Annotated in this window: 17 protein-coding genes and 3 pseudogenes; 6 read left to right on the top strand and 14 right to left on the bottom strand. The window is 49.0% G+C overall.

The genetic code is table 11. The features are described from left to right. The 5 genes and pseudogenes from yahH to FEK47_RS13765 all read right to left on the bottom strand — a co-directional run. Window positions 1-192, bottom strand: a pseudogene (gene yahH, locus FEK47_RS13745) (protein YahH); the annotation flags it as partial. A gap of 25 nt (window positions 193-217) precedes the next feature. After that, window positions 218-1,636, bottom strand: coding sequence for a DUF1116 domain-containing protein (locus FEK47_RS13750; protein WP_000083433.1), 1,419 nt, complete (start codon window positions 1,634-1,636; stop codon window positions 218-220). Continuing rightward, a complete protein-coding gene (fdrA, locus tag FEK47_RS13755) occupies window positions 1,636-3,183 on the bottom strand; it encodes an acyl-CoA synthetase FdrA (protein ID WP_135486621.1) in 1,548 nt (515 codons plus the stop codon). The genes FEK47_RS13750 and fdrA overlap by 1 nt, the downstream gene beginning before the upstream one ends. Then, on the bottom strand, window positions 3,173-4,036 hold the full coding sequence (locus FEK47_RS13760) for a DUF2877 domain-containing protein (protein ID WP_135486622.1): 864 nt from the start codon (window positions 4,034-4,036) through the stop codon (window positions 3,173-3,175). The genes fdrA and FEK47_RS13760 overlap by 11 nt, the downstream gene beginning before the upstream one ends. A 39-nt stretch (window positions 4,037-4,075) precedes the next feature. Then, window positions 4,076-4,681, bottom strand: coding sequence for an ankyrin repeat domain-containing protein (locus FEK47_RS13765; RefSeq protein ID WP_135486623.1), 606 nt, complete (start codon window positions 4,679-4,681; stop codon window positions 4,076-4,078). A gap of 257 nt (window positions 4,682-4,938) precedes the next feature. Here FEK47_RS13765 and FEK47_RS13770 point away from each other — a divergent pair, with 257 nt between their 5' ends. Together FEK47_RS13770 and FEK47_RS13775 are read left to right on the top strand one after the other, a co-directional pair. Then, window positions 4,939-5,436, top strand: a complete 498-nt coding sequence (locus FEK47_RS13770) for a DUF1097 domain-containing protein (RefSeq protein ID WP_138183214.1) — start codon at window positions 4,939-4,941, stop codon at window positions 5,434-5,436. Between the two features lie 223 nt (window positions 5,437-5,659). Further along, the gene (locus FEK47_RS13775; RefSeq protein ID WP_063069923.1) at window positions 5,660-6,592 is read left to right on the top strand and encodes a LysR substrate-binding domain-containing protein; all 933 of its coding nucleotides are present in this window, start codon (window positions 5,660-5,662) and stop codon (window positions 6,590-6,592) included. A 41-nt stretch (window positions 6,593-6,633) separates the two neighbouring features. Here the strand turns inward: FEK47_RS13775 and FEK47_RS13780 are convergent, their stop codons facing one another. Further along, window positions 6,634-7,722: an EAL domain-containing protein gene (locus tag FEK47_RS13780; protein WP_130209778.1), complete on the bottom strand. Its 1,089-nt coding sequence runs from the start codon at window positions 7,720-7,722 to the stop codon at window positions 6,634-6,636. A gap of 139 nt (window positions 7,723-7,861) precedes the next feature. Beyond that, window positions 7,862-11,863 carry an autotransporter outer membrane beta-barrel domain-containing protein gene (locus FEK47_RS13785; RefSeq protein WP_135486624.1) on the bottom strand — a complete coding sequence of 1,334 codons (4,002 nt, stop codon included), beginning with the start codon at window positions 11,861-11,863 and terminating at the stop codon, window positions 7,862-7,864. A gap of 597 nt (window positions 11,864-12,460) precedes the next feature. On the opposite strand from FEK47_RS13785, the pseudogene FEK47_RS25450 reads away from it, so the two are divergent. Next, window positions 12,461-12,690, top strand: a pseudogene (locus FEK47_RS25450) (choline dehydrogenase); the annotation flags it as partial. 95 nt (window positions 12,691-12,785) lie between these two features. On the opposite strand, the gene FEK47_RS13790 reads toward FEK47_RS25450, so the two are convergent. The 4 genes from FEK47_RS13790 to FEK47_RS13805 form a co-directional block, all read right to left on the bottom strand. Next, window positions 12,786-13,481 carry a lactate utilization protein C gene (locus FEK47_RS13790; RefSeq protein ID WP_135404416.1) on the bottom strand — a complete coding sequence of 232 codons (696 nt, stop codon included), beginning with the start codon at window positions 13,479-13,481 and terminating at the stop codon, window positions 12,786-12,788. Next, window positions 13,474-14,901, bottom strand: coding sequence for a LutB/LldF family L-lactate oxidation iron-sulfur protein (locus FEK47_RS13795; RefSeq protein WP_135486625.1), 1,428 nt, complete (start codon window positions 14,899-14,901; stop codon window positions 13,474-13,476). Before FEK47_RS13795 ends, FEK47_RS13790 begins: the two co-directional genes overlap by 8 nt. Before the next feature lie 10 nt (window positions 14,902-14,911). Beyond that, window positions 14,912-15,631, bottom strand: a complete 720-nt coding sequence (locus FEK47_RS13800; protein ID WP_130218352.1) for a (Fe-S)-binding protein — start codon at window positions 15,629-15,631, stop codon at window positions 14,912-14,914. A gap of 516 nt (window positions 15,632-16,147) precedes the next feature. Beyond that, on the bottom strand, window positions 16,148-17,017 hold the full coding sequence (locus FEK47_RS13805) for an aldo/keto reductase (RefSeq protein WP_135486626.1): 870 nt from the start codon (window positions 17,015-17,017) through the stop codon (window positions 16,148-16,150). Window positions 17,018-17,411: 394 nt separating this feature from the next. Here FEK47_RS13805 and FEK47_RS13810 point away from each other — a divergent pair, with 394 nt between their 5' ends. Continuing rightward, entirely contained in the window at window positions 17,412-18,263 is an 852-nt protein-coding gene (locus tag FEK47_RS13810) for a helix-turn-helix domain-containing protein (protein WP_135486627.1), read from the top strand. 139 nt (window positions 18,264-18,402) lie between these two features. Here FEK47_RS13810 and fdeC read toward each other — a convergent pair whose 3' ends face one another. Next, window positions 18,403-22,656 carry an inverse autotransporter adhesin FdeC gene (fdeC, locus tag FEK47_RS13815; RefSeq protein ID WP_138183215.1) on the bottom strand — a complete coding sequence of 1,418 codons (4,254 nt, stop codon included), beginning with the start codon at window positions 22,654-22,656 and terminating at the stop codon, window positions 18,403-18,405. Window positions 22,657-23,221: 565 nt separating this feature from the next. Here fdeC and FEK47_RS13820 point away from each other — a divergent pair. Together FEK47_RS13820 and FEK47_RS13825 are read left to right on the top strand one after the other, a co-directional pair. Further along, window positions 23,222-24,073, top strand: coding sequence for an aldo/keto reductase (locus tag FEK47_RS13820; RefSeq protein WP_130218360.1), 852 nt, complete (start codon window positions 23,222-23,224; stop codon window positions 24,071-24,073). Between the two features lie 26 nt (window positions 24,074-24,099). Continuing rightward, the gene (locus FEK47_RS13825; protein WP_135486629.1) at window positions 24,100-25,089 is read left to right on the top strand and encodes an aldo/keto reductase; all 990 of its coding nucleotides are present in this window, start codon (window positions 24,100-24,102) and stop codon (window positions 25,087-25,089) included. 34 nt (window positions 25,090-25,123) lie between these two features. Here the strand turns inward: FEK47_RS13825 and FEK47_RS25455 are convergent. Further along, window positions 25,124-25,321, bottom strand: a pseudogene (locus FEK47_RS25455) (LysR family transcriptional regulator); the annotation flags it as partial. Between the two features lie 139 nt (window positions 25,322-25,460). Continuing rightward, window positions 25,461-26,387 (bottom strand): LysR family transcriptional regulator, encoded by a 927-nt coding sequence (locus FEK47_RS13835; RefSeq protein ID WP_130259187.1) that lies wholly within the window; start codon window positions 26,385-26,387, stop codon window positions 25,461-25,463. Window positions 26,388-26,458: the final 71 nt, after the last annotated feature.

Raw genomic sequence — 26,458 nt, forward strand, 5'->3', positions numbered from 1 at the left:
GTTCACGCCGCATCCGGCAGTGGTGACAATTGCCTGATGCGCTACGCTTATCAGGCCTACAGATTCTTGCGCCACTCGTAGGCCGGATAAGGCGTTCACGCCGCATCCGGCAATCGTGACAAATGCCTGATGCGCTACGCTTATCAGGCCTACAGATTCTTGCGCCACTCGTAGGCCGGATAAGGCGTTCACGCCGCATCCGGCATGAACATACAAGTCAGACGCCGTAACGTTCGCACCAGCCAAGAATGGCTTTCTCGAAGCAGGCGAATGGTGGATGCACAATGCCCGCGCCAATCATGCCGACGCCCGCATCTTTATGGGCGATGGCGGTATTGATCACCGGCAGAATGCCGCTGCTGCCCACGCGGGTGATGTCGATAGCCGACGGCACGCCCATAAAACCGAGCAGCGGAATGGTGACGTTCGGGTTTTCACCGAGAGTGATTTCACGCATCTGGCGGGAGAAATCGATAGCCTCTTCCACCGTGCCGCCCACCAGCGCGACGATTGCAGGCGCGGTTGCCATAGCAAATCCGCCAATACCGTAGGTTTCGGTGATGGCGCTGTCGCCGATATCCAGCCCCGAATCTTCCGGCTTATAACCGGCAAACATCGGGCCGATCACCTGCTGCGCCGGACCGGTAAACCATTGCCCCGGCAGGCCACTGACTCGCAGGCCGAACTCGACGCCGTTACGCGCCATCGTGGTCACCACGGTGCTGTATTCGATGCCGTGCGCCGCATCCATCGCCGCTTTACACATCGCCATCCACGTCGGGCCGGAGAAGTAGTCGCTGCTGGCGACAAACTCAAACACTTCGCGCTGTTGCTCGACGGAATAACCTGCCTGAATAATCCCCGGCGTCAGCGCCTGAATCAGCAGCGTCGTCCCGGCGTTATTGCGGTTATGGCATTCATCGCCCATATGCAGCGCCTGCGCCAGCATTAAGCGCAGATCGATCTCGCCGATAATTTTCATCGCGTCGCGCAGCATTGGCCCCTGCACATCGCGCATCCAGTTCAGGCGGTCAATCACGCTCTGATCGTTGGCGCCCATACGCAAAATCTTCGCCATCTGCTCGCTCATATTGGTGTAAGCGATATTGCCGTAGGTTTTGTTTTTTACGATGTGCATAAACATCGAGGCCGAGGTAACACCCGCCATCGATCCCACGCAGTCATGTTCGTGGCACGGCGAGAAGGTAATTTCCCCGGAGGCCGCCAGTTCAGCCGCCTCATCGAGATCTTTCGCCAGCCCTTCGAACACCAGCGCCCCGGTGACCGCGCCTTTCATCGCGCCGCACATTTTTTCCCAGGTAACCGGCGGCCCGGCGTGAAGAATGGTTTTCGCCGTCATGCCCGGCACCACGTTAATCGCCTGATCAAAACCAATCAGCACCGGATGCGACTGGATAATGCGCTCCAGCGCCTGCTGGTTAGCGGCGGCGATTTTGTCTGCCAGCGGCGAATCGGCAATGTTATCCAGCGCCTGTACCACCTGCATATTGCCCTGCCCCGGCGGCGTCCAGTCAAGTTGGGTCACTTCTACATGCTGCTTTTTCAGGTCATCGCTAAACATGGCGATGCCGACGTTAATAACATTCAACGGTTGGCTAAACAGTGACTGGCTCATCAGGCTTCCTCCCCTTTGCAGATAAATTCACGCGCCAGCAATCCGGTATTGGTGCTGCTGCTCGCCAGAATCACTCCGGCATCAAGCAGCATCTGGCTTTGTTGTTCTAACGATGGCGTATCGAGATCGGTACCCAGCACATAGGCGAGAATGATCAACTCGCGCCCTTCGGCAGCGGCGATCGCTTTCGCTTCTTTGATCGCATCGATGGTGGAGCCGACCGGATCTTCATGCGATCCAAATCCGAGCACAAAATCCATCACGATCACCGCCACTTCTGGATCGCGCGCCTCTTCGATCAAGCGACTGATGCGGTTGGTCGGGTCAATCATCGGGTGCGGCTTGCCGTTGGTGAAGTCGTCATCACCAAAGTCGAGGAAGGTGTGTTTGATGCTGCGGTTGATATCTTTCAGGCGGAATTCCGGATCGGGCTGAATGTTGCTGTAGACATCGCCGTGTTTTTCCATCACCGCGAACATGGTTTCGTCACATAGCGTGCCGCCGCAGAACAGGCCACGAATGTACTTCTGCTGCGGTTGCAGACGCGCACGCACATCAGCAATCAACGGCTGGTTCAGCGTATGCAGGTCGAGATGTTCCTGTTTCACGCCGGAGAGCATCACTGCTTTCAGCGCCGCCTCTTTGGTGCCACGGGCAAACTGTAACCCCTGCTCATCCACAGGCGTTTCGCCACGACCGAGGAAGCAGACCACTACCGGCTTGCGGCAGGCGCGCGCACGTTCCAGCACTCTGCGGGCCACCGCAGGCGCTGGCGGTTTGGAGATAAGCACAATGATTTCAGTCTGCGGATCGTTTTCCAGCATCCCGATAGCGTCGAGCATCATCAGGCCGCCGATTTTCTCGCTCAGGTCGCGCCCACCGGTGCCAATCAGTTGCGAAACGCCGCCGCCAAATTCATGAATGCGGACGCTCAGCTCCTGGCTGCCGGTACCAGATGCGCCAACAATACCGATGTTGCCGCGACGCACGGCGTTACCAAAACAGAGCGCCGCGCCGTTGATAATCGCCGTGCCGCAGTCTGGCCCCATCATCAGCAGCCCTTTTTCGTGGGCCAACTGTTTGAGCGCCAGTTCATCTTCAACCGAGACGTTATCGGAAAACAGCATCACGTTAAGATCGTTTTGCAGCGCCTGACGCGCTTCGCGAGCGGCAAACAGACCGTTGACCGAAATCACTGCCAGGTTACTTTCCGGGATATGCTTTTTGGCGCTGGCAATAGTGGCGTAACGCGCCTCGTGCGAGCCGCTTTGCGCTTTGGTGTTGAACAGTTCTTCAATCTCCACCAGCAACTGCTCGTTGTCCGCACCCGATTTACCATTGATGACAATCATCAGGTCGCCGTTTTTCGCCTGTTCCAGCTCCGGCGTCAGCAGCCCTAAATTCTTCAGCACGCCTTTGTTCATTTCGGTCGCCATCGCCACAAATGCCTGCTCGACGCCGTCGAGTTTATTTGCACGCGTGGAGATAGACATCAGCGAGACAGAATCAAAATAGGTATTCGGTTTAATGACTATTTTAACTGACATAATTCCCTCCGTAGGTTTGGCTCAGCGCACAACCATCGGCCATGCCGTACAGCATGTCGCAGCCGGAACTGGAGCCAATATGTTTAATTTTTTCTATTGCCTGAGTTGCGTTCCCAGGGATGTCATAAATAATGTTGTGAATAAAGCGATGAATATTTTCCCGGCAGCGTTGTTGTAATGCGGCTTCCAGTGTTATGGCACTTAATAATGTGGTATTATTTTTGCCGCGTTGCAGACCGAGATAAAATTCCTCTTTGTATTTTTCCGCCGGATGCCCGGATATAAATAAAATAAGTGCCAGACCTGTTAAATAATCGTCAGCTGATGGCGTAAGGCCAATCCCTAATCCCATCATACTGGCGACCGCTGAGGCGATATTTTGTTTTTCGTTTACTGCCTGAATAACTGCCCGTCGTTTAATATGTAGTTCTTTATTTAACGCCTGATAAAACGGATTATCGCCGCGATAATTAAACAGGGTTTCATTTTCCCCCAGGTGCTGATGAATAATGTCGTGCCACTGTTGCCAGGCGATAAGGTGAAAATTCACAGCGGTCATTTGCAAGGTTGGGGACAGCCAACGCCGACAACGACTCATCTCTATATGAAGATGTTGACCAACCGTAATGCCTTGATCGTCAAACTGAACCTTATCACCATGCCGGAACAGACCATCAAAGTGAGTGAGTGCCAACCGACAACTGTTTGGCGCATTGTCGTACTCTTCACAAAGCAGCGTCAGCAACTGCTGGCGAGCCGGGAGTGCGATATTTACCGCTCTGGCAAAGACCTGTTCAACCTGTCCTTGCCCCCGCTGCGCCAGAAAATCCGCATCCGCAGTTAGCGCCCACACACACCGGCTTTCTGGTGTGTTGATAGCCAGCCTCCCGGGTTATGCGCCTGCGGCAATCAGCAACTGAGCAATCTCTTCAAAGCCCCGTTCCCGCGCCAGTTCCAGCGGTGTTTTGCCATATTTATCGGTCATGTGCGGACTGGCCCCGTGTTCCAGCAATAGCTGGACAATCGCCTGCTGTTTAATCCCGCCATCGTTAAGCACAATCGCTTCCAGTAGCGGCGTCCAGCCAACATGGTTGGTCTGGTTAACGTTAATTTCCGTATGCGCCAAAAGCTCTTTTACAATACTTAAATGGCCTTTTTCACAGGCAGGCGTCAGGCCGACACCGCCAAAACGGGTGACGCAATTAAGGTCTGGTTTAGCCGGTAAAATAATCCGTAACAGGGTTAAATCACCGGTCAGGCAGCTCATTAAAAAAGGATTTAAACATGTCAGGTCTTGTTTATTAATATCCGCTCCGGCATCAATTAATGCCTGAACGCAAGCATATTGCTGATATAAACTTGCCAGCGTAATTGCCGTTCGCCCCTGGCGATCGCAGGTATTAACATCGACACCCAGCGCAAGGCAGGTTTTTACTTTATCAATATCGCCCTGTTGTGCAGCCAATAAATAGTCGGCAGGTAGATTTTTTATAGTCATTCACATTCCCCTGGTTTTTGTGGCTGTTTTCGATGAATTGAGAATAGCAACGAAATTCAGCTAAAAGAACCCGCTTAAATTTAATTCGCCGTATTTCGCCTTTTTGTTGAATGATGTTCAACAATCTTTTCGCAGTGTGCGGTAGTGCAATATTTGTTTCTTTGACCCAATACCCTTCCACTCAATCAGGTTTTATTTCTCTATAGTCTGCACATGTAAGAGTAGCTTTCGTCCATGTCTAACCAGAGGGGAACAAGATGAACGGACTCACGGCAACGGGTGTCACCGTCGGTATTTGTGCAGGGCTTTGGCAGTTAGTGTCTTCACATGTCGGGCTCTCTCAGGGATGGGAATTATTAGGAACCATTGGCTTCGTCGCCTTTTGCAGTTTTTATGCCGCAGGCGGCGGTAAATCGGGGTTTATCAGAAGTCTGGCGGTTAATTATTCCGGGATGGTGTGGGCGTTTTTCGCCGCGCTGGCTGCCGGCGGGCTTGTCTCGGTGAGTGGGATTTCCGGGTTCTGGGCGAGCGTGATTACTACCGTGCCTTTCTCAGCGGTAGTGGTCTGGCAAGGGCGTTTCTGGTTGCTGTCATTCATTCCAGGGGGCTTTCTCGGCATGACGCTATTTTTTGCCAGCGGGATGAACTGGACGGTAACGTTACTGGGTTTTCTGGCGGGTAACTGCGTGGGGATAATTTCAGAATATAGTGGGCAAAAATTAAGCGAAGTGACGACTAAACGCGACGGGTATTAAAAGTTATTCAAAAATGATTATCAGACTGATGACAAAGCCAGGCAAGTGCACGGACGGTCCCCTCGCCCCATCGGGGAGAGGGTTAGGGTGAGGGGGAAAGTCGTGCCCGTTTTGACCCGTAAGCGAGTTTGTCATCAGTCTGAAAATGATTATCTATCTTTAATCGATACCGCTACAGTTATGCCTGGAGAAAATTAAAGTAGATAATGGCGGGAATGGTTTAATGAACTCAATTTTTACCGAAGAAAACCTGTTGGCATTTACTACCGCTGCACGTTTTGGCAGCTTCAGTAAAGCCGCTGAAGAGTTGGGTTTAACCACTTCCGCCATTAGCTACACCATTAAGCGTATGGAGACGGGGCTGGATGTGGTGCTGTTCACCCGCAATACCCGCAGCATTGAGTTGACGGAGTCCGGGCGTTATTTTTTCCGCAAAGCTACCGACCTGCTGAATGATTTTCACGCCATCAAACGCAGTATCGATACTATTTCGCAGGGCATAGAAGCACGCGTGCGCATTTGTATTAACCAACTGCTTTATACGCCCAAACACACCGCACGCTTATTGCAGGTGCTGAAAAAGCAGTTTCCTACTTGCCAGATTACCGTCACCACCGAAGTGTATAACGGCGTCTGGGATGCGATTATTAATAATCAGGCGAATATCGCCATCGGCGCGCCCGACACGCTGCTGGACGGTGGCGGAATTGATTACACTGAGATTGGCGCGATTCGCTGGGCTTTTGCTATCGCCCCGGATCACCCGTTAGCCTTTGTGCCGGAACCCATCGCCGAAAGCCAGCTGCGTCTCTACCCTAATATTATGGTGGAGGACACCGCGCATACGATTAATAAAAAAGTGGGCTGGTTGCTGCACGGGCAGGAGTCGATTCTGGTGCCAGATTTCAACACCAAATGCCAGTGCCAGATTTTAGGTGAAGGGATTGGTTTTTTGCCGGATTACATGGTCCGTGAGGCGATGACGCAATCCCTGCTGGTTACCCGACAAATCCATAATCCGCGCCAGGATTCGCGCATGTTACTGGCGACTCAGCATTCTGCTACGGGTCAGGTGACGCAGTGGATTAAAAAACAATTTGCGCCAAATGGCATATTAACGGGGATCTATCAGGATTTACTGCATCGGGAGAATTAATCGCTGCCAACCTCCCGATGCGCTGTGAATAGCGGTTTACATCAACCACCTGCTTTCATTACCCATTCAGAGATAAATTTATTACCCGGAACTGGCGGGGAGTACAAATAGCCCTGCAAAAAGTGAACGCCTTTACCGATCATTAAATCCGCCTGCTCCTGGGTTTCTACCCCTTCCGCGACGATACTCAGACCAGGCTTACGCGCCAGTTCGACAATATTGTCGACAATATGACCGGAGATTTCGTCCACGCTCGCCATTTGCACAAATGACTTATCGATCTTAATAAAATCGACCGGGAACGCCTGCAAGTAACGATAGGTCGCATAACCCGTACCAAAGTCATCCAGCGCAAAGGTAATATTGTGCTGATGAAGGCTATCAAATATCGCTCTGGCTTCTGGCGTTACCGGAATAGGGTTACGTTCCGTCAGCTCAAGAACCAGCTTGATTTTATCGTTACCTAATTTCTTAACCAGGTTCAGACACTCTTTTTCAAATCCCGCAGCCAAAAAACAGCCCGCCGAGACGTTGATACCAATATGGAAGTTGTCCGGCAGCAAATGTTTTACCGGCATCAGAATATCCGCAGTCTGTTTCATCAACTGACGGGTCATTATGACGATAAGACCAGATGACTCCGCCAGAGGAATAAATTGATCCGGCGGGATGATTCCCGTTTGCGGATGTTCCCAGCGAACAAGCACTTCACAACCTGTCAGTACTCCTGTCTGAGCACAAAATACCGGTTGGATCCATGGTTTGAATTCATGGTTTTCCAGCGCCAGACTGATGGCTTCAGGTGTGACAATATGGTGACAACGGTTGTCAGGAAGATAAATTTTATTTTTATTTCCCGTGGCAGTGGTTACCTGCGGGTGATACTGAAAAAAGATATCCCGCCAGAAGGTAATATCACTCTGGATGCCTAATTTCTCATACAACTGCTTCTTTTGATGTGAAATTGTCTTTGCACTGCGATTTCTGTACTGTGAGATTTCTGTAACCGACATCCCCTCCATTAGCAGCTTGAGTAAAAGCCGTTCTTTTTCGGACACAATACCAGGCAACGTCAAATTCACCGTTGCGCCGAACTCTTCCAAAAAAACACTCAAATCATGCGAAGCCATTTAACACACCTTGATTAAATCTTGTGCGCCAGCTTAATCTGCTTGTCTTCACTCTGGCAGGAAAAGCTGGCTGCAAGAAAATGACACAGAGAGCCGAATTAGCACCCATTCGGCTCTCTCCTTTTACTTATTATTCAGATCAGAATTGCCACTTAACGCCAATCATTGCAGAGGTGTCATTATATCCCTTATCGGCAACCTGAACGCCCACATTTCCCCAGACATTCAGGTTGGCATTTAGCTGTCCTTCCACACCCGTTTTTATCTCGGCAATATTTCGGGCTCCATCCTGAGTGACTGACACGCCATCCATGCTGGTGCTGAAATCCTTACTGTTATGCAGCCAGTTCACTTCTACAAACGGCTGGAACTCGCGGGATTTACCGTCGTCCATTTTATGATGACTCTTCAGCCAGGTTTTTACACCAAGTCGAGTCTGAATGTTGCCATCACCGTTGCTATGAACGAGGGTTCCGTTGCTTTCGCGGTGCTTATCGGCTTTGACTCCCATCCAGGTAACCTGTGCTTGTGGCTGAACATACCATTCATTACGCGTTCCCTGGCTGCCATTAAATTCAGCTAATTTGTGTTTGTATCCAGCTTCCAGTGAAGCGGTAAATCCTTTTGATTTATAGGATTCACTTTGTAAATCATCACCTTTCACTGTGTTATCAAACCAGCTGTACTGCGCCCAACTGTCGAGATACGCGCCATTATGCGATTCGTCATCGGCATACCAGGTGGCATACAGGCCGGTGCTGTATCCGTTCACACTCGCTTTTGCACGATAACCGGTTCGCGAGGAAATGGTTTTGCTGTCGCTGTTGCCATATCCCGCCATTACACCAACATGCCAGCGGTCGCTGCCGTTTTGGCTCCACTGCGCGATATCGCCTCCCAGTTGCAGAACATAGCGATTGCTTTGGGTTTTCAGCTGGCCGCTGCCATCACGCCATTTATTATGACCACCTTCATGGCGCATCCACATAGCGGTTTGTTTCTGCTCACCCGTCACCATGTCGGTATAGTCCGTATTACCCAGACGCTCATGCAGACGCGTGGTGAACATGGTATTCGCTGCTGCAAGGTTCGCGATGTAGCTACCCGCCTCCGGTCGCAGGTCATTATCCACATTCAGATCCGGACCCGGCGTAGGTGTCGGGTTAGGGGTCGGCTCTGGATTCGGGGTTGGCTCCGGATTCGGGTTTGGCTCCGGATTCGGCATCGGCTCTGGCTCCGGTTGCGGTTCAGCTGAATCACCACCACTGGTCAGATACCAGTTACCGCTGTTTGCCCCCTTACCACGCGCGAGAGTGTAGTCATATGCGCCCGCAACGATACGCCCCGCCTGAACAAATTCCCCCTCAGACTTACCATCAACATGGATAAGTTCAATGCCGTTAAGCGTTTTAGCGCCTGTACCACCAGCGTTATTCACCGTAACGGAGGTCGTGCCGCTGGTATCGCCCTCAACAACCAGTTTATCCGTCACTGAATCATCGCCATTCAGTGCCGCATTCATCACCAGTCGGCCGTTATCACCATGGTAGTTCCCCTTCACCACTAACGCGTTGCCCGCTTGCTGTCCTGACTCTCCGGTCATCAGCGTACCGTTGTTAGTCAGGTTGCCGCCCAGGGTGTAATTCACAGGCACAGCCGCTCTTTTTTCAGCGCTATTATTCAACACCAGGGTACCGTTGTTCTCAACGTTTGCGCCCCCCAATCCCTGTGCATGACTTACCAGCACTTTAGCCGAGCTGGCAATATTCATATTAGCCGTCAGGTTGCTGTTATCGCCCGCGACGTCCAGCGTGCCGCTCTGAATATTCAGCTCTCCGTTCCCCGTTAACGAACCTGCTGAAGTCCCCCCGCTGGCAAGAGTCAGACTGCCGCCGTTTAAGTTCAGCAGCGAATCGGCGCCGCCATTGAGCGTACCCACGGTCTGGCTGTGACCATTCATATCCAGTTCAGTCTCCGCCGCCAGACGCAGTTCACGGGTATTCCCCAACACGTTATCGTTATTCAACAAGAGCGTCCCGCTGCGCAGATCGGTAATACCGGTATAGTCGTTGTCTTTGTTAGAAAGCGATACGGTCTGACCTTTCTGGCTGCTGAATGCCAGGTCACCACTGCCGGTAATCTTTGCACTCAGGTCGGCGGCATTCTCGCTTTTACCGTTAGAGCTCAGCACCAGAGCATCGCTGTCGGTAGCGTGTAAATCAAGCTGGGTCAGGCCGTAACCGATATACAGACCGTCATTGTTTACCCCACTCGTCAGACGATAGTCGTAAGTGCCGACGGCCGCTTTTTGCCCATTCTGTTGAATATCACGTTGGGCGCTGCTGGAGAGGATTTGCCCATTTTTATCCTGCAATTGCAGATTGCCCGCATCGCCCAGAACTTCCGCACCTTGCGCATCAACCAGCTTAATGGCGCTGTTACCATCATCGACTTCAGTGAGCGATAACGCAGAGTCAATATCACGAGATACTGAGCGGACAACGTCACTGTCAGAAACCTGAATCACACCCTCGCCGCGCAAATCCAGCGTTTTACTCACGTTGACCGTCCCTTCTGTCATCTGTGCACCTGCTGTCAGGGCACCAAAATCAACGGTTCCGCCGGAGAATCCCAAAGTGCTAATGGAGTGAGCGCCCTTACCCACTGTTACCAGGCTTCCCTGACCCGCAGTGATCCCGCCTTTCTGCAGAAACTCAGCATTCTTTTCCAGATTAAATGTCGTGTTCTGGAACGCCAGTGAACCCTGGAACCAGTCTGTATAAGCAAACTCATCGAAGGAGAATTCGTGATTCCCCATGTTTATTTCAACAATGCCTCTACCTTCAAGATCGTTATCAAATACCCAATCTTTATTGGCATTGATTTGCAGTTTGCCATCAACATCCAGTTCTGCACGGCCGATGTTCTTGTCTTCAGAAATAACAGCGACAGCACCAGAAGCAACATCAATATATCCGTAGAATGAATTGTTATTGCCGGTCAACTCCACCGTCCCACTGTCGATACTTATTGTACCGTTGCCGGAGATCTTATTGGCAAAGGTCATGCTATCGTCAGCCTTCAGGTGTAATTTCCCGCGGTTGGTGATTTCTGCTGTACCTATATTTTGAGTGATCCCTAAAGCGCCATTTTGCTCAATTTTGACTTTACCGCTAAAGGCAGAGTTATCACCGGTTAAGTAAGTCGTGCCATTGAGCGCATTGATATAGCCCAGGCCCTCGCTGCCACTGACAATATCAGCGGAAATAGTCGCGTTTTTATCCGTGTGGTTTAAGGTGATTTTCTTCTCGGATGTCGAAGCCCACACAAACTCAATTTTTTCGGCATCAATAATCCCTGCCGCTTTCGCTGCACTTCCTTCCTGTGCACCTAACGCCAACTCCGAGTTGGTGCTTAAACTAATAGTAGGCGCCGAAATTTTACCACCTTCCGAGACTGCCAACGTTGTATCGGAGTTTTGATTATAATAGCCCAGGCTAATTTGCTTACTGGCATTAACTTCACCGCCGTTATTAACTGACAGATACTGATCACCACCGTAACTGCTGAAAACGCCCATAAAGAAGGTTTCAGAATTTACCTGGCTGCCTTCACCACTGACATTTCCCTGCGTATAAGTCAGACGACTGGTGCCCTTAACATGGATTTTGCCGCCGTTGGAGACATTGAAATAGCCGCGATCATGCCAGGAGCCGGAGTTTGAGTCATATAAATCATCAGCATACAACTCACTACCAGCATTGGAGACGTTCAGGAAACCCGTCCCTTTCAACAGTACGTCAAGCTGACCATTGATATACACTTTCCCTCCGGTGATATCCAATCCACCACCAGAATTGAGCGTGAAACGAGGACGGGAAGTGTCTGTTACGTTAATAACCAGATTAGCATTATCAGTCACCGTAATACGGTAATCGATGTTCTGATCGGCTTTGCCGTAATCAACAGTCTTATCCTGGTTCACGGTAAAATCACCAGAGAACGCCAGAGATGAATATAAACTTATCGCGCTAATTAAAACAGCCCGGGATTTTTTGCCTTTTATTTTGCTTCCCAGTTCAGAGCAGACGCTCCAACAGTTACGGGACCTGTTCCACTTTAGCCGATATATTTTATTCATCACAATCTCCAGCAATACATCCAAATAAAACCAAGATTGCATAAACAGCAACGTATAAAATGCCATCCCGGTTGCTGCTCATGGCATATATAAATTCAAAAAAATCGCATAACATTGATAACCACATACCTGGGTATGCAGTTCAGAGAGTAATAATAGATTAACTTACTACCGGACACCTATTTCAAATTAACAATCTTAACTTAATCCTTACATTAGCCCCCAGTCTCGAACATATGCGCATTATATGTATCTAAGAGCTCAAATCAACTCAAAATATAAACAAGAAGCAGGCATCACACCAATAATATATAACCAACGAAAGCGATAACTCTTATTAGGTATTTAATTATAAGAATTGTCTTATTAATAAATATATATGCGCATAAGACTGAATCCATTCAGCTTTCATTCATATAAAACCGTTAATTAATAGAATATAAGATTTACAAGTGACTAAGAGAAATTACAAGATATGAAGTTACAACTATATATAATATATGCATAAAATTCTACAGTGGTTCAATGATTCCCGTACCATATGCAGACATGGCGCAGTTTTATGCACGTCCTGGAACATCACACTATTCCCTGTGTGTCGATTGTCAGGTCAATAAACAGCTCAACGAACTTGTGCGTAATTACACCGAAACCGCCTTTCCCCCGTGCGATGCGTGCAAAACAGACTACGACGAGACGGCGGGCCGTATACGAACTGGAAGGCCTGCGCGTGGTGGAGGCATCAATTATGATTGGCGAGAAGCACGGCTGCGTATTTTGTGGTGAATAGAATACTGCTACGAGCTAAAAATTCAGTCGCGACTTGATTTGACTGTAGGCTTTGCAAGGTTGAGAGTTACCGTTTTGATACGGGACCGAATCCTGCTATAAAAACGTGAGGTAACTCTCATGTTACTCTCTCTCAGCAATCCTCAATAATCAGGTATACCGCTTTCACCGGGCCATGAACCCCGACGACTTTGATAAGCTCAATATCCGCCGTTGAACTAGGGCCGCTAATGATGTTAATGCAGGACGGCATACGTTCACCGGACTGCGCTTTCTGATGCAATTTTTCTGCGAGTTGAGCCACACGTGGCAGGATGGTGCTTTTACGCAGGATAAAAATTGAGGACTCAGGGAGCAAACTCAACGAGCGCCCACGCTCAGCAGCGGAAAAAAGCACCACGCCTCCCGATTCTGTTAAGCCATATTCAGCATACACTACGCCAACTTTAGCCTGCTCTGCCTGCGAGATATTCTCGGCACCTTTCAGCGGATCCCACACGGCGGCATTGCATTCCTGTTGTAAACGCTCACGGATCCCCAGCTCTTCCAGTCGCCTGTCACCGCTAATCACCACCGACTGCTCTCCCAGCTCTTTACACAGGCGTAATGCAGCATCCGCGGCCTGCGCCTCGCTGGTCAGTTCACAACGCGTCAACATAACATCGCTGGCAAACTGGATAAACGCGTCACAGCGCTGTTGCTGGTTAAGTTCAGTAAGACGCTCGTTTGCATAGTTGTTAAGCGGCACATCTTCCGTTTGCGGTTCGAGTCGCAGCGGGCGGCCCAGTGCCTGAGCAACGTTTTGCAAAAATTCGCTTCGATTATCCATTCTTTTTCTCCTGCGCCTGATGTTTCTTAAACCAACTACGGAAACTCTCGCCGTCAGCTTCAGGAAGATCGCGGGCTTCCATCCAGTTGCTAATCGCACCGATCCTGAGTGGTGTTTTGCCACCACTGATAAACCAGCTTGCCGCATGAGCGCCTGCCATCATTCCGACTTTCCACAATCCCGGATGGCTATTGGCATAAGCGAACATTTTGATCGCCCGTTGCTCTGCTTTTGCGGTGATCCCTTTTTCAGCCATCACCCGACGATGACGCAAAATCAGTTTTGACAGAGGAATACGCACCGGACACACGCTGTCACAGGCCGTGCATAAAGAGCAGGCGTAAGGTAAATCTTTAAAATCTTTATAGCCGCCAAGTAGCGGAGAAATCACCGCGCCGATTGGCCCTGGGTAAATTGAGCCGTATCCGTGACCTCCAATGTGGCGATATGCCGGACAAGTATTCATACAGGCTCCGCAACGAATACAGCGCAGCACATCCCGAAATTCAGAGGCCAGCACTTCAGAACGCCCGTTATCAACAATAACCAGATGAAACTCTTCAGGCCCGTCCACATGCCCCGCTTCGCGCGGCCCTGTCAGCCAGGTGTTGTATCCCGTCAAACGTGCGCCAACGGCACTACGCGCCAGCATGGTGATCAATACATCAACCTCGGCAAACGTGGGGGCAATACGCTCCATCCCCATCACCGCGATGTGCGTTTTAGGTAGCGTGGTACACATTCGCGCATTGCCTTCATTGGTCACCAGGCATACAGAACCGGTTTCTGCTACCGCGAAATTACAGCCGGTTATACCGATTTCGGCACTGAGGAAATCTTCACGGATCTTTTGACGAATAAATAAGGTCATCGCTTCAGGCGTCTCCGGGCCCTCATAGCCCAGACGTTCGTGTAGCACCCGGCGGATCTGGTGGCGATCTTTATGGATAGCCGGGACCACAACATGAGATGGCGGATCTTGATCCAACTGAAGAATGTATTCACCCAGATCGGTTTCAATCACCTGAATGCCAGCATCCTGCAACACATGATTGACGCCAATCTCTTCGGTCACCATCGATTTAGATTTCACCACCTTCCGGGCATTTTTGCGTTGGGCGACCTGTAAAATGTAGCGAGTAGCGTCTTCTTTGGTTTTTGCAAAATAGACGTGACCGCCGTTTTGCGTCACTTTTTCGGAGAGCTGGTACAGATAAGCGTCGAGATTACTCAGAACATGATCACGTATCTGGCTGGCACGATCGCGCCACTCCTCCCAGTGACCTAATTCATCGACCATTTTTTGCCGATTTGCTCCAATACGCTGCTGCGCGTTTGCCACCGCTTTGCGCATGATCGGATCTTCAATTTGCTGACGGATGCGTGTCTTGAACTCTGTATTACTGGTTTTGATCGACATCTTTATACCCTCAGCGGCTCATCAGCACTTCAGCAATATGCATCACTTTGACTTTCTGCCCTTCCCGTTGTAATCGCCCACTTATATTCAGCAAGCAACTAATGTCGGCACCAATTAAATACTCAGGACAGACCTCCATCAGGTGTGAAACCTTTTCTTTCACCATCTCGCCGGAAATTTCGGCCATTTTGACCGAGAATGTACCGCCAAACCCGCAGCAAGTATCCTGTTCGGCAAAGGGCAACAGCTCCAGTCCACGTACATTTTTTAGCAGCGTAAGTGGTTCATCCTTCACACCCAGCTTACGGGCCAGACTACAGGATGGATGATATACCGCCCTCCCTTGCAAGCTGGCGCCTACATCGACTACCCCTAATGTATTGACAATAAAAGAAGTGAGATCCTGCATACGTGCGGCGACCTTTTCTGCACGTGATGCCCATTCTGGTTCGTCAGCCAGATATGTTGGGTAACTTTTTACGGCGTAAGTGCAGGAACCGGCGGGAGAAATAATGGGATCGTCGTTATCTTCAAGTGCAGCGATCAGATTTTTCATTCCTGGGATCGCTTCTTTGATATAACCACTATTGATCGCAGGCTGACCGCAGCATCCCTGTTTCTCAGGAAAATTTACGCGACAGCCGAGTTTTTCCAGGAGCAGCACGGAGTCGCGTGCCATCCTTGATTTCAGGGCATCACCGATACAGGTAACAAAGAAATTTACATTCACAACCAATACTCCATTGCTTCATTTCTATTTATGCCTGATCGCAACCACTCCTTCCGGGTTATCAGACATCAATAAAAATGGCGGCTTTTTTATTGGGTAGCAGAATACAAATTCAAACTGATTTGTATGACAAATCAATAATCCATCATTGGATACCTGGATGCAATAGCTAATTTTATTTCTTTCGCCGTCGCTCACATTTTTATAATGATCGCCACTAACAACACGGAATCATGCATTCGATACAATAACGTATTGAATTTCATTGCATTTATCTTAAATGCCTATTTAAAGATACTCATTTGGTATCTATTAAAACAGTCCCCCAAATGAGTATAAATGAAATTATTAACAATAACTTCACAACCATTAATAACTGTAACTTTATCTTACTGAAGCGATTCAGTGTGTATTTTTACTTTTATAATGAGATCCCGCCTTCGGAAAATATATAATAACATCTGCTATAAGTTATATTTTCAGAGTGCGGGTCAGGTAGCATCCTGATAAGTCTAATTAGTTATGTATTTTTACGCCAAGACAGCCACGAACAAACTCAGGATTAAAATGTTTTACGGATTCGCCAACATACCCCAGATCAAGTGAGCTTATTTGCGCCATTTCTTTCTCTGTCAGTGAAAAATCCCAGATAGCGAAGTTCTCTTCAATACGATGCTGATGAGTCGATTTTGGAATAACAACCACTCCCCGTTGAATATTCCAGCGTAGAATTACCTGAGAAATCGATTTTTGGTGGGCATTTGCAATACCCTGAAGCAGGCTGTTTTCAAATGGTTTATGTCTTCCACCGCCTAATGGTGCCCATGCTTCAGGCTGCACGTTGTAGTACTTCATGGTTGCCAGCGCTTCTGGTTGGGCAAAATAGGGATGCAACTCAATCTGGTTGACCATTGGCTTAATTCTGACTGTTTCACAAAAGTTTGCCAGAACATGAGGATAGAAATTGGAAACCCCAATCGCTTTCAGTTTGCCCTCTTCATAGGCCTCTTCCAGTGCACGCCATGCACTGAAATAATCGCGCATTGCCTGGTGCAATAAATAGAGATCAAAGTATTCAAGTCCCGATTTTTTTAATGACGCTTCAATACCTGCTTTTGCCGTATCCTGATCAACCATGTCCTGCACCCACAGTTTAGACGTAATAAATAACTCCTCGCGGGTACAGAAACCTTCCGAAATGGCTTCACGAATAGCGTCGCCGACGGCGTCTTCATTACCATATACCGCTGCAGTGTCGATGAGTCGATAACCGGTTCGGATAGCATTCAACACTGATTGTTTACATACTTCTTTATCGGTAACCTGAAAAACACCAAATCCCATCATCGGCATTTTCAGATTGTTGCTTAATACGGAAAATTCCACTAGCAGTCCCTCCATTACGTATGAATCATTAGTCTACGTTAAAACATGACCGCAGATTAGTATGTGGATTTTGATATCACTTATGTAAAAATTTCATTAATAATAGGGGACTGTAATTTCTCTATTATGGGAAAAATGAAGCAGACACGATGAGATTGATGACAAGCACAAAATTGCCTGATGCGCTATGATTATCATGCCTACCAGAGAATCGCAATTTATTGAATTTGCGCTATTTTGTAGGCCGGATAAGTTCCGGCATACACAACAAGCATTTGTCAACAATCTGAGATACTGTCAGTCGCCTGGCCTCGGACCTTTCTGTTTTTGATACACTAATAGCCTTTGTCATACGAAAAATGTACGAAATGGCGAAGGGTAAATGGAGAATGTTATGATCAGGCAGAAGATTTTGCAGCAACTCCTGGAGTGGATTGAGTGCAATCTCGGTAACCCTATCTCAATCGAAGATATCGCACAGAAATCTGGCTACAGTAGACGCAATATCCAGCTCCTGTTCAGAAACTTCATGCATGTGCCGCTGGGAGAATACATTCGCAAACGAAGACTTTGCCGGGCAGCTATTCTTGTCCGACTCACAGCGAAATCTATGCTTGATATTGCACTATCTTTGCATTTTGATTCACAGCAGTCATTCAGTCGCGAATTTAAAAAGTTGTTCGGATGCTCTCCCCGAGAATACCGGCTCCGTGATTATTGGGATCTGGAAAATATCTTCCCTCCATTTTTAGCACGCCAACATACAAAAACTGATTGCACATTAATTCATTTCCCTGAAACACGTATTTTTGGCAATTCATTTAAGTATGATACTGAAATATCGAATAAATCACCGGATGAAGAAGTCAAATTGCGACGTCATCATTTAGCCAGGTGTATGAAGGATTTTAAGACGGATATCTATTTCGTCTCAACGTTTAAACCATCAACAAAGTCGGTCGATTTACTCACAGTTGAAACCTTTGCTGGTACGGTATGTGAATATGCTGACATGCCAAAAGAGTGGACAACGACCCGAGGACTTTATGCCTCTTTCCGTTATGAAGGAAACTGGGAACATTATCCTGACTGGGTGCGTAACATCTATCTGATAGAGTTGCCTGCCAGGGGGTTAGCCAGAGTGAACGGCAGCGATATTGAGCGCTTTTATTACAATGAAGATTTCGTAGAAAAGGATGGCAATGATGTTGTTTGCGAAATTTTTATCCCCGTTCGTCCGGTTTAGTTTGTCGCTATCTCTTATTGAGTTTTATCCTTGCCTGATACTATTTAATCAGTATCAGGCAAGGTATTCAGTGAATAATGGCGTTGAACATGTCAACACCATTATTCTTTATTAGATCGTAACTTTCATTCTATTCAAATTATGGCATCTCCTCCTCGCCCTTTTCAGTCTCTGCAGCAACGGCGTTAATTGTCACCTTCACAGGCTTCATTTCGTACCCGCCATACGTCAGTGCGTTGTATGTGAACGTATAGAGACCCGGCTTCTTGGTACTAAATGTACGCGTGATTTTCCCACCCGAGAAATGGTCAGCCTTCGACGGCAGGAATTGATAATCCTTCTCCGTCACTCCTTCTGGAGCCTCAATGTCGACCCACACATTCCCCCCAACAGGGTTATTTGCCGAGAACAGGGTAACCGTCATTGTTGCGGTCTGTACCCCATCCGCCACCAGAGAAGCTGTATCAGTTGAGGCCTCGAGTACCGCGTTTTTATCATCTGCGACGAATTTAGATTCGGCAGTTTTCGTCGATACCTGACCGTCGGCCTGACTCACTTTCGCCGTGAGTGTATATTTCGCTGCGACAGTGGTCGTGGCGGTGAAAATAGCCTGCCCTTGCTCATTAGTTTTCGCCGTCCCGTTGGGAGTCAGAACTAAATTTGCCGGGCTGGCAGTCAGCGTCACGTCGCTATCTTTCAACAAGTTGTTATTGGCATCAGTCACCGTAACTTTATACGTCTGTTTGGCATTGCCGTCCGCCAGTGCATAGTTGCCAATCACCTCAATCCCGGAGACGGTTGCGGTCGCCTTATCGGCCACAAACGTTATAGTCTGCGCATCCGAAGGCTGGTCATTTCCTGCCGACGCCGTGATCTCATAGGTTCCGGCAGTCACGGAAACCACTTTCAGTACCGCTTTACCCTCCTCGTTGGCGTTCACCATGATATTACCGTCTGCAAGCGGTTTGACGCCCCGAGGCAGATTAAAGACGACCACAGCGCCAGGCAGAAGGTTGCCGTATTGATCCTTAACCGTTGCCGTCAGCGTAAAGGCATCATTGTCGTTTGCCACTTTTGGCGTGCTGCCATCAACCTCCAGGGTCGCCTGACCGGTACTGAAATCCGCCTTGAATTTCACCGTAACCGTCTTCTGAGTATTATTCACTGAGGCCGCGATGCTGTGTTCCCCGGCAACCGTTGACATCAGCTCAATGTCGGCTTTACCTGCCGCATCGGTTGTTACCGTATTCCCCGTCTTGCTGGTCACACCTTTCGGCAGAGTCAGCGTCACATTTTGTCCCTGCAACGGGTTACCATAGGTGTCTACAACGGTCAGGGTTACCTGGTTAGTCGACTGTCCATTTGCCAGCTGGTTATCAACCTTCACCGTCATATCACGAATCTCAGCCTTAGATGCGTCACCAGCAACGTTCAGCACCAGTGGCTGAGCAACGGCATTTTGGCCATTCACTCGCGGCATCACAGACAACTGACCCGCGGCAGATCCCAGAGTTAAGGTCGCTACGTAGACCCCATTGCTTGTTTCTGTCCAGTCTCCTGCTGAAGGTCGCTCTGTCCCCGTGCTGGCGGCACCACTAAACTGCGGTGCATCTGGTTTCAGCCCGGTGACAAGGTTCCCGTACGCATCCTTCACGGTGAAGGTGAGTTTCGTCGTCGTTTTGACGGTCGGAGCCTCATTGTCAGCAACAAGCGTAGAGTTCGCTGATGACATCTCCCCCGCAACGACAGTCAACCGCGCAGCATCGGTGGCTGCTGGCTGACCGTTGAATAGCGGCATAACGAGAAGCTCACCTGTCTTTCCGCCTGTGGTCAGCGTAGCGACATAGGAACCATCGCCTTGCTCGGTCCAGTTGGATACAGTCGCCCCTTCAGACGCAGCACCCGTCAGGCTTGCCGACAGGGAAAGACCACTGATAGCGTTGCCATGCGCATCTTTTGCAATAAGCGTCACGGTTGTGCTTTCGCCTGCTTTTACGCGGTCTGCGGCTACAGAGACTGTCGACTGGCCTGAAGATAACGCATCAGCCACCACGGTCACTTTAGCCGCATTCGCTGCCGCGTTCTGCCCATTGAGCTTCGGCATAACCTCTAATTCACCCGCCGTAGTGCCGAGAGAAATCTGCGCAGTCCAGGTCCCGTCGCCATTATCCGTCCAGCCTGATGCCGTAGAACCAGCAGCTGCTGCGCCCGATAATGACGGTGCATCCGGATTGAGGCCAGTTACAGGGTTGTCATTGGCATCTTTTGCCGTCCAGATTGCCGTAACTGTACCGCCAACCACCGGTTTATCCGGATTCAGGGCGATGGTCGAATGTGCTGCATCAAGCGGCCCGGCGACAAACTTCAGCGTTTGTTGTAATGAGCCCAACTGATACTGCTCGCTAAAGGCACGCACAACAACGTTTCCGGCACGGGTCGAAGAAACCGTAGCGCTGTAAACGCCTGGTTTTATCTCCGAAATGGTACCAATGGTGACACCATTGGTATCCTGCGGAACAAATCGCAAGCGGCTGGCCTCTCCCGTCACCGGGTTACCATCAGTATCCACCGCGGTAAGCGTCAGCGTGTGGGATTGCTGACCATCAGCAACCACGTCTCCTGAGAGTTCATTCACGCTCAGAGTAGACTTCGACACATCCATCATCGTGGCGCGCAATTCTGCAGTGACGGTTTTGCTCATGCCATCAACGCTAACAGTAATCGTTGCCTCACCTGATTGCGTTCCGGTAGTAAAGACAGACTGATACACCCCAGCTTCAGTTTCGGTGAACTCACCCAGTGTTGGCTGTGCCTGTGATTTAGTGGCCTTCAGGGTACGAGTCACAATATTTCCAGCTGGCTTGAACGTCAGCTCAGTCTTGATCTGATCTTTCATGCCCGTGACTGGCTGCCCCTCGGCGTCGCGCAGAGAAAGCACCAGTGGCTTTTGCTCACTACCGTTAGCAAGCATTTGAATACGGCTTTGACCGTCAAGCGTTAACGCCGTGCGCTCGGCACTCATACCTGCTCCGGTAATGACCACCTCTGTCTGCACGCGTTTTGAGGCATTGCCTTTGTTATCGTAGGCAACCGCAGAAATCGCATAATAATTGTCTTTGCCTGCCTGGTAAGCCGGGAGCGTCACTTGCCACTGATTACCCTGCCCCGTAATTTTTCCGCCTGCGGCCAGCAAAGACGGCGCTTCCCATTGAACATTTTTCAGACCGTGAGTTGCTTTACTCACCACAAGCCCCAGGGAAACCGTCTGCCCGCCCTTACCTGCAATACGGTCAGGCAGAGCAATACGGATCACTTCAGATTTGCGATACTCAAGAACGATGTTGTTATTACGCTCAACCAGGTCATAGCGGCTGCCTGCCAGTACCCGACGCTCGCGAATGCTATCCGTATCGAGTTGTTTCGCCAAAGGTTCGCCAATTCGGTAGTTAACTTCCAGGCCAAAGCGAGTGTCATTCTCACCGCTCTTGCCCTGCTTATGCCCGGCGCTCAGTGTCAGAAGAGGCACTGGCGTATAGGTCACCTCGGCAGAAATAGCATGCGGGTCTTTCTGGCGCTTATCTTTACCAAACAGCCCGACTTCATCGCCATAATACTGTTCATACATCAGGCTTGCGCCAAGCTGCGGCCAGGCAGGTAAATAGCCCTCTGCGCGGATATCCCAACCATTCGCCGGGCGTTCCTGATAATCCTCAATATCCGGCGATTTTTTCCAGCCAGAAGCCCGAATATAACCATTGGCGCTCAGTTTCAAATAATCGCGCCAGTATTCCGCACCAACACCAATGCGGGTATGACTACGGGATAAATCATGGTCGATAAAGGTGTTCACCCCCGCCATCCAGTCATTTCCTGAAAAATGACGCCAGCCAAAACCAATATTTGACTGAGTACGATCGTCTGTACGATGTATTGCCCCCTGAGTGAACAACATATTTGTCGGCGTATCATAAATCGGATAAAGCATTTCCAGCGAAGAATCCTTCAGCGAGAAATCTTTATCGACATTCAGTTTGACGCGCGCTGTACCATATTTCCCGAGCCACTCCTGTATTTCCTGGTTAGCTTTAGCGGTGGCCATTCCGGTAATAAAGTTACGTGTCGCATCGCTATCTGGCTGACTGCTTAAAAATGTCCCGGCATTTGCGGCAAACGACGCGACATTTTTCTCCACATTATTATCAGCAGTTACCGTGGTATTTTCCATGCTCAGCCGTGGCTGAACCGCATTCTGCGCACGTGCCGCCATTACTGGCGTAAAGGTGACTGCGAGTGGAAAAAGAACTTGAACAGAGATATTTGCCCACGCCACGCAGCGGGCCAGAACTGAATAACGAAATCGTGGTTGTTTATGACCTGTTTTATAACGTGACATTGAGATAATTTCCTGATGAACGAATTAACGAACATAGGCAGACACAAATAATGGCGTCTGCTTGTCAGAAAAACCGGGGATTTCCCGGTTTCCTTTTCCGCAGAAAAGGAAATACCTTTATGTAAGAAAGTACACCGCCACCTAATATATCCAGTGCCTGTAGCCACTCATCAGGTGGTTGGGCGCGGGATTATATTTTTATTTATGGGTGAAAATTTAGCTTTTTGTGCAAGTCATTAAATAGATACCTAAGTTATATTTCTTACTCTGCGGACAGTGAATAATTCATTATTCAGAGTGAATAATAATGACCTGTCTTTAATTTACCACGATTGGCAATACGTCGAAGTAGGTATATACGCCAGGATAAACCAATATATTTTTTATGGATATTCATTTTCCTTCATCGGACTGTAAATTCCGGGGATATCGAACTTGCACTACTCATCTCAACACTCAAACAGATTTATGAATTTCGTTCATAACCCCTGACAAATCCTGCCGTCTAATCGAGCTCTTCCCTTTACGTTATGCTTCTCATGAACGATAACGGAAGGATAACACCATGCAAAAAGTAAAACTGAACAACGGTATTGAAATGCCCCTGCTGGGCTTTGGTGTATTTCAGATGACCGATGCCGCCGAATGCGAAAGAGCGGTCATTGACGCTATTAACACCGGTTATCGACTGATTGACACCGCCGCCTCCTATCAAAATGAAACCCAGGTCGGGAACGCACTGAAACAAAGCGGCATTGCGCGTAACGAGCTCTTTGTCACCACGAAACTCTGGTTGCAGGATACCAGTTACGAAGGGGCCAAAGCCCAGTTCGAACGCTCTCTGAATCGACTGCAACTTGATTACGTTGACCTGTATTTGATTCATCAGCCTTACGGTGATGTCCACGGTGCCTGGCGCGCCATGGAAGAACTGCAACAGGCAGGCAAGATCCGCGCTATTGGCGTCAGTAACTTCCATCCTGACCGACTGGCTGACCTTATCGCCTTTAATAAAGTCGTTCCGGCGGTAAACCAGATTGAAGTTAACCCCTTCAACCAGCAATTACAGGCCGTTCCGTGGATGCAAAGTCGTGGTATTCAGCCAGAAGCCTGGGCACCGTTTGCGGAAGGGAAAAATGGTCTGTTCCAGCATCCTGTTCTCACGGCAATTGGCGAGAAGTATGGCAAAAGCGTGGGCCAGGTTGTTCTGCGCTGGATCTACCAACGAGGCATTGTTTCACTAGCAAAATCAGTGCGAAAAGAACGCATGGAAGAGAACATCAACATTCTCGATTTTGAACTCAGCCCTGAAGATATGCTGCAAATTACCGCCCTGGATACCGCAACCAGCGCGTTCTTCTCTCACCGCGATCCCGCAATGGTGGAATGGCTGACAGGCCGCAAACTTGATGTTTAAGCCGCGATAAAAGAGGTATTCATTCAATGCAAAAACGTTATCTGGGTAAATCCGGACTCGAAGTCTCCGCCCTTGGGCTCGGTTGCATGGGCTTAAGCCACGGCTACGGCCCGGCGACCGATACCCGTCAGGCTATCGAACTTATTCGTGCTGCGGTTGAACGTGGCGTCACCTTCTTCGATACCGCCGAAGTGTATGGTCCGTATCTGAATGAAGAAGTGGTCGGCGAAGCCTTAAAACCGTTTCGTGACCGTGTGGTGATTGCCACTAAATTCGGTTTTACCTTCGGCGATGATAATAAGCAGCAGATTTTAAACAGCCGCCCGGAACATATCCGTGAAGCCGTTGAAGGCTCATTACGCCGCCTTAAGACAGATGTTATTGACCTTCTGTATCAACACCGTGTTGATCCGGATGTTCCTATTGAAGATGTTGCAGGAACGGTGAAAGACCTAATTGCAGAAGGTAAGGTCAAACATTTCGGCCTGTCTGAAGCGGGAGCACAAACCATTCGTCGTGCACATGCGGTACAACCTGTCACCGCCCTGCAAAGCGAATATTCCATGTGGTGGCGTGAGCCTGAACAGGAAATTCTGCCGTTGCTGGAGGAACTGGGGATTGGTTTTGTCCCCTTCAGCCCACTAGGTAAAGGTTTCCTGACGGGGTCGATTAAGCCAGGAGCCACTTTCGGCAAAGATGATTACCGCAGCACCGTACCGCGTTTCGCGGCACAAGCCATTGAAGCCAATGAAAAACTGGTCACCTTGTTAGGTGAACTGGCTGCGGAGAAAGGGGTAACATCTGCACAAATCGCACTGGCATGGCTGTTAGCACAAAAGCCGTGGATTGTTCCCATCCCTGGTACCACTAAACTGCACCGGCTGGAAGAAAACCTGGGTGCTGTCGACATTGTTCTTTCGCAGAAAGATACGCAGCAGATAACCGAGGCACTGGAAACAATTAAAATCGTCGGTGAACGTTACTCGCCTGAGCACCAGGCACGCGTAGGCCGTTAATGCCCAAACGGGTCCACAACAAAATGTGGACCCGTTACTCTGAATAGCGAAGTGCATCGATCAACAGCGCAAAAGCTGGCGGATGCTGCTTGCGGCTGGGGTAGTAAAGGTAATATCCCGGAAAAGTTGGACACCCCTCCTGCAACATATGAATAAGCTTGTCTGACTTTACATACTTCTGAACCATGTCTTCAGAGACAATCATGAAGGGGCTCATAGATGCAATTATTTTAGCCACATTACTGTTGATAATGATAATTGATATTATGGCTGTAGCGAAAACAAGCATTAATTATCAGAATATTTATTATGAAAACGCGTCCTCACGATGGTGTTATTCTTCTTACCGATATTCGCCCAGAAACATATCATCAATTTTCGAGCTTTACTCTTTTCTCCACCATAAAATCAATAAAAGCACGAACTTTAGAGGGCATTCTCACTCGCGAGGAAACATAAATATAAAATCCAGGAAATGAAACGGCCCAATCCTCAAGAATCGGCTGTAACTTGCCCGCATTGATATGTTCAGCGATTGCAAAATCCAGATGTTGAATGATACCCGTGCCATTCAGCGCCATTCGTATCATGCTTTCGTCATCATTAGAAATATACTTACCTGAAACCTCTATTTCGAACTCTTCATTATTCCCCGTGACATTAGAAAACTCCCATGCTGAGAGTGCACCGCTACTTTTATGCCGCAACCGAAGGCAATTATGGTTACTCAGTTCCTGAGGCGTTTCAGGAATACCGTGTTCTCTTAAATAATCTGGCGATGCCACGGTAACCAGTTTAATAAGCGGAGAAACAGGAACGGCAGTCATATGCTCATCCAGTCCTTGCTCAAGGCGTATGCCCACATCACAGCCGTCCGCAATAATGTTAGATAAACCGTCATCCATAATGAGTTCTATCTTCGTTTTGGGGTAACGAGTAAGAAACTCGCCAATATGAGGCTCAACAAGCATCCTTGCTGCAACACGGGAGGAATTTATTCTCAACAGGCCAGTAGGTTCAAGTTGGGTATCACCGACATCTTTCAAAGCATCATCAATTTGCCCCAAAGCCGACACCAGCACTTCATACAGACGCTGGCCTTCCTCGGTAAGCGACATATTGCGAGTCGTACGGTATATCAGCTTGGTGTTAAGACGTTCCTCAAGAGATTTTAAATTCTGGGACAATGCGGCCCGAGTAATACCCATTTCAGAGGCTGCTCTGGAGAAACTTCCGGCGCGAACAATCAGCGCAAACCAGGCAAGAGAAGGCAAAATTGAAGGCTCTATTTTCATCATTGTAAACCTTAACTTAACACTGTGATAGATATTAGACCATTGAAGATAACTAATACAAGTCATACTATTAC

The sequence above is a fragment of the Escherichia sp. E3659 genome, assembly GCF_005781135.1.
Classification (GTDB): Bacteria; Pseudomonadota; Gammaproteobacteria; order Enterobacterales; family Enterobacteriaceae; genus Escherichia.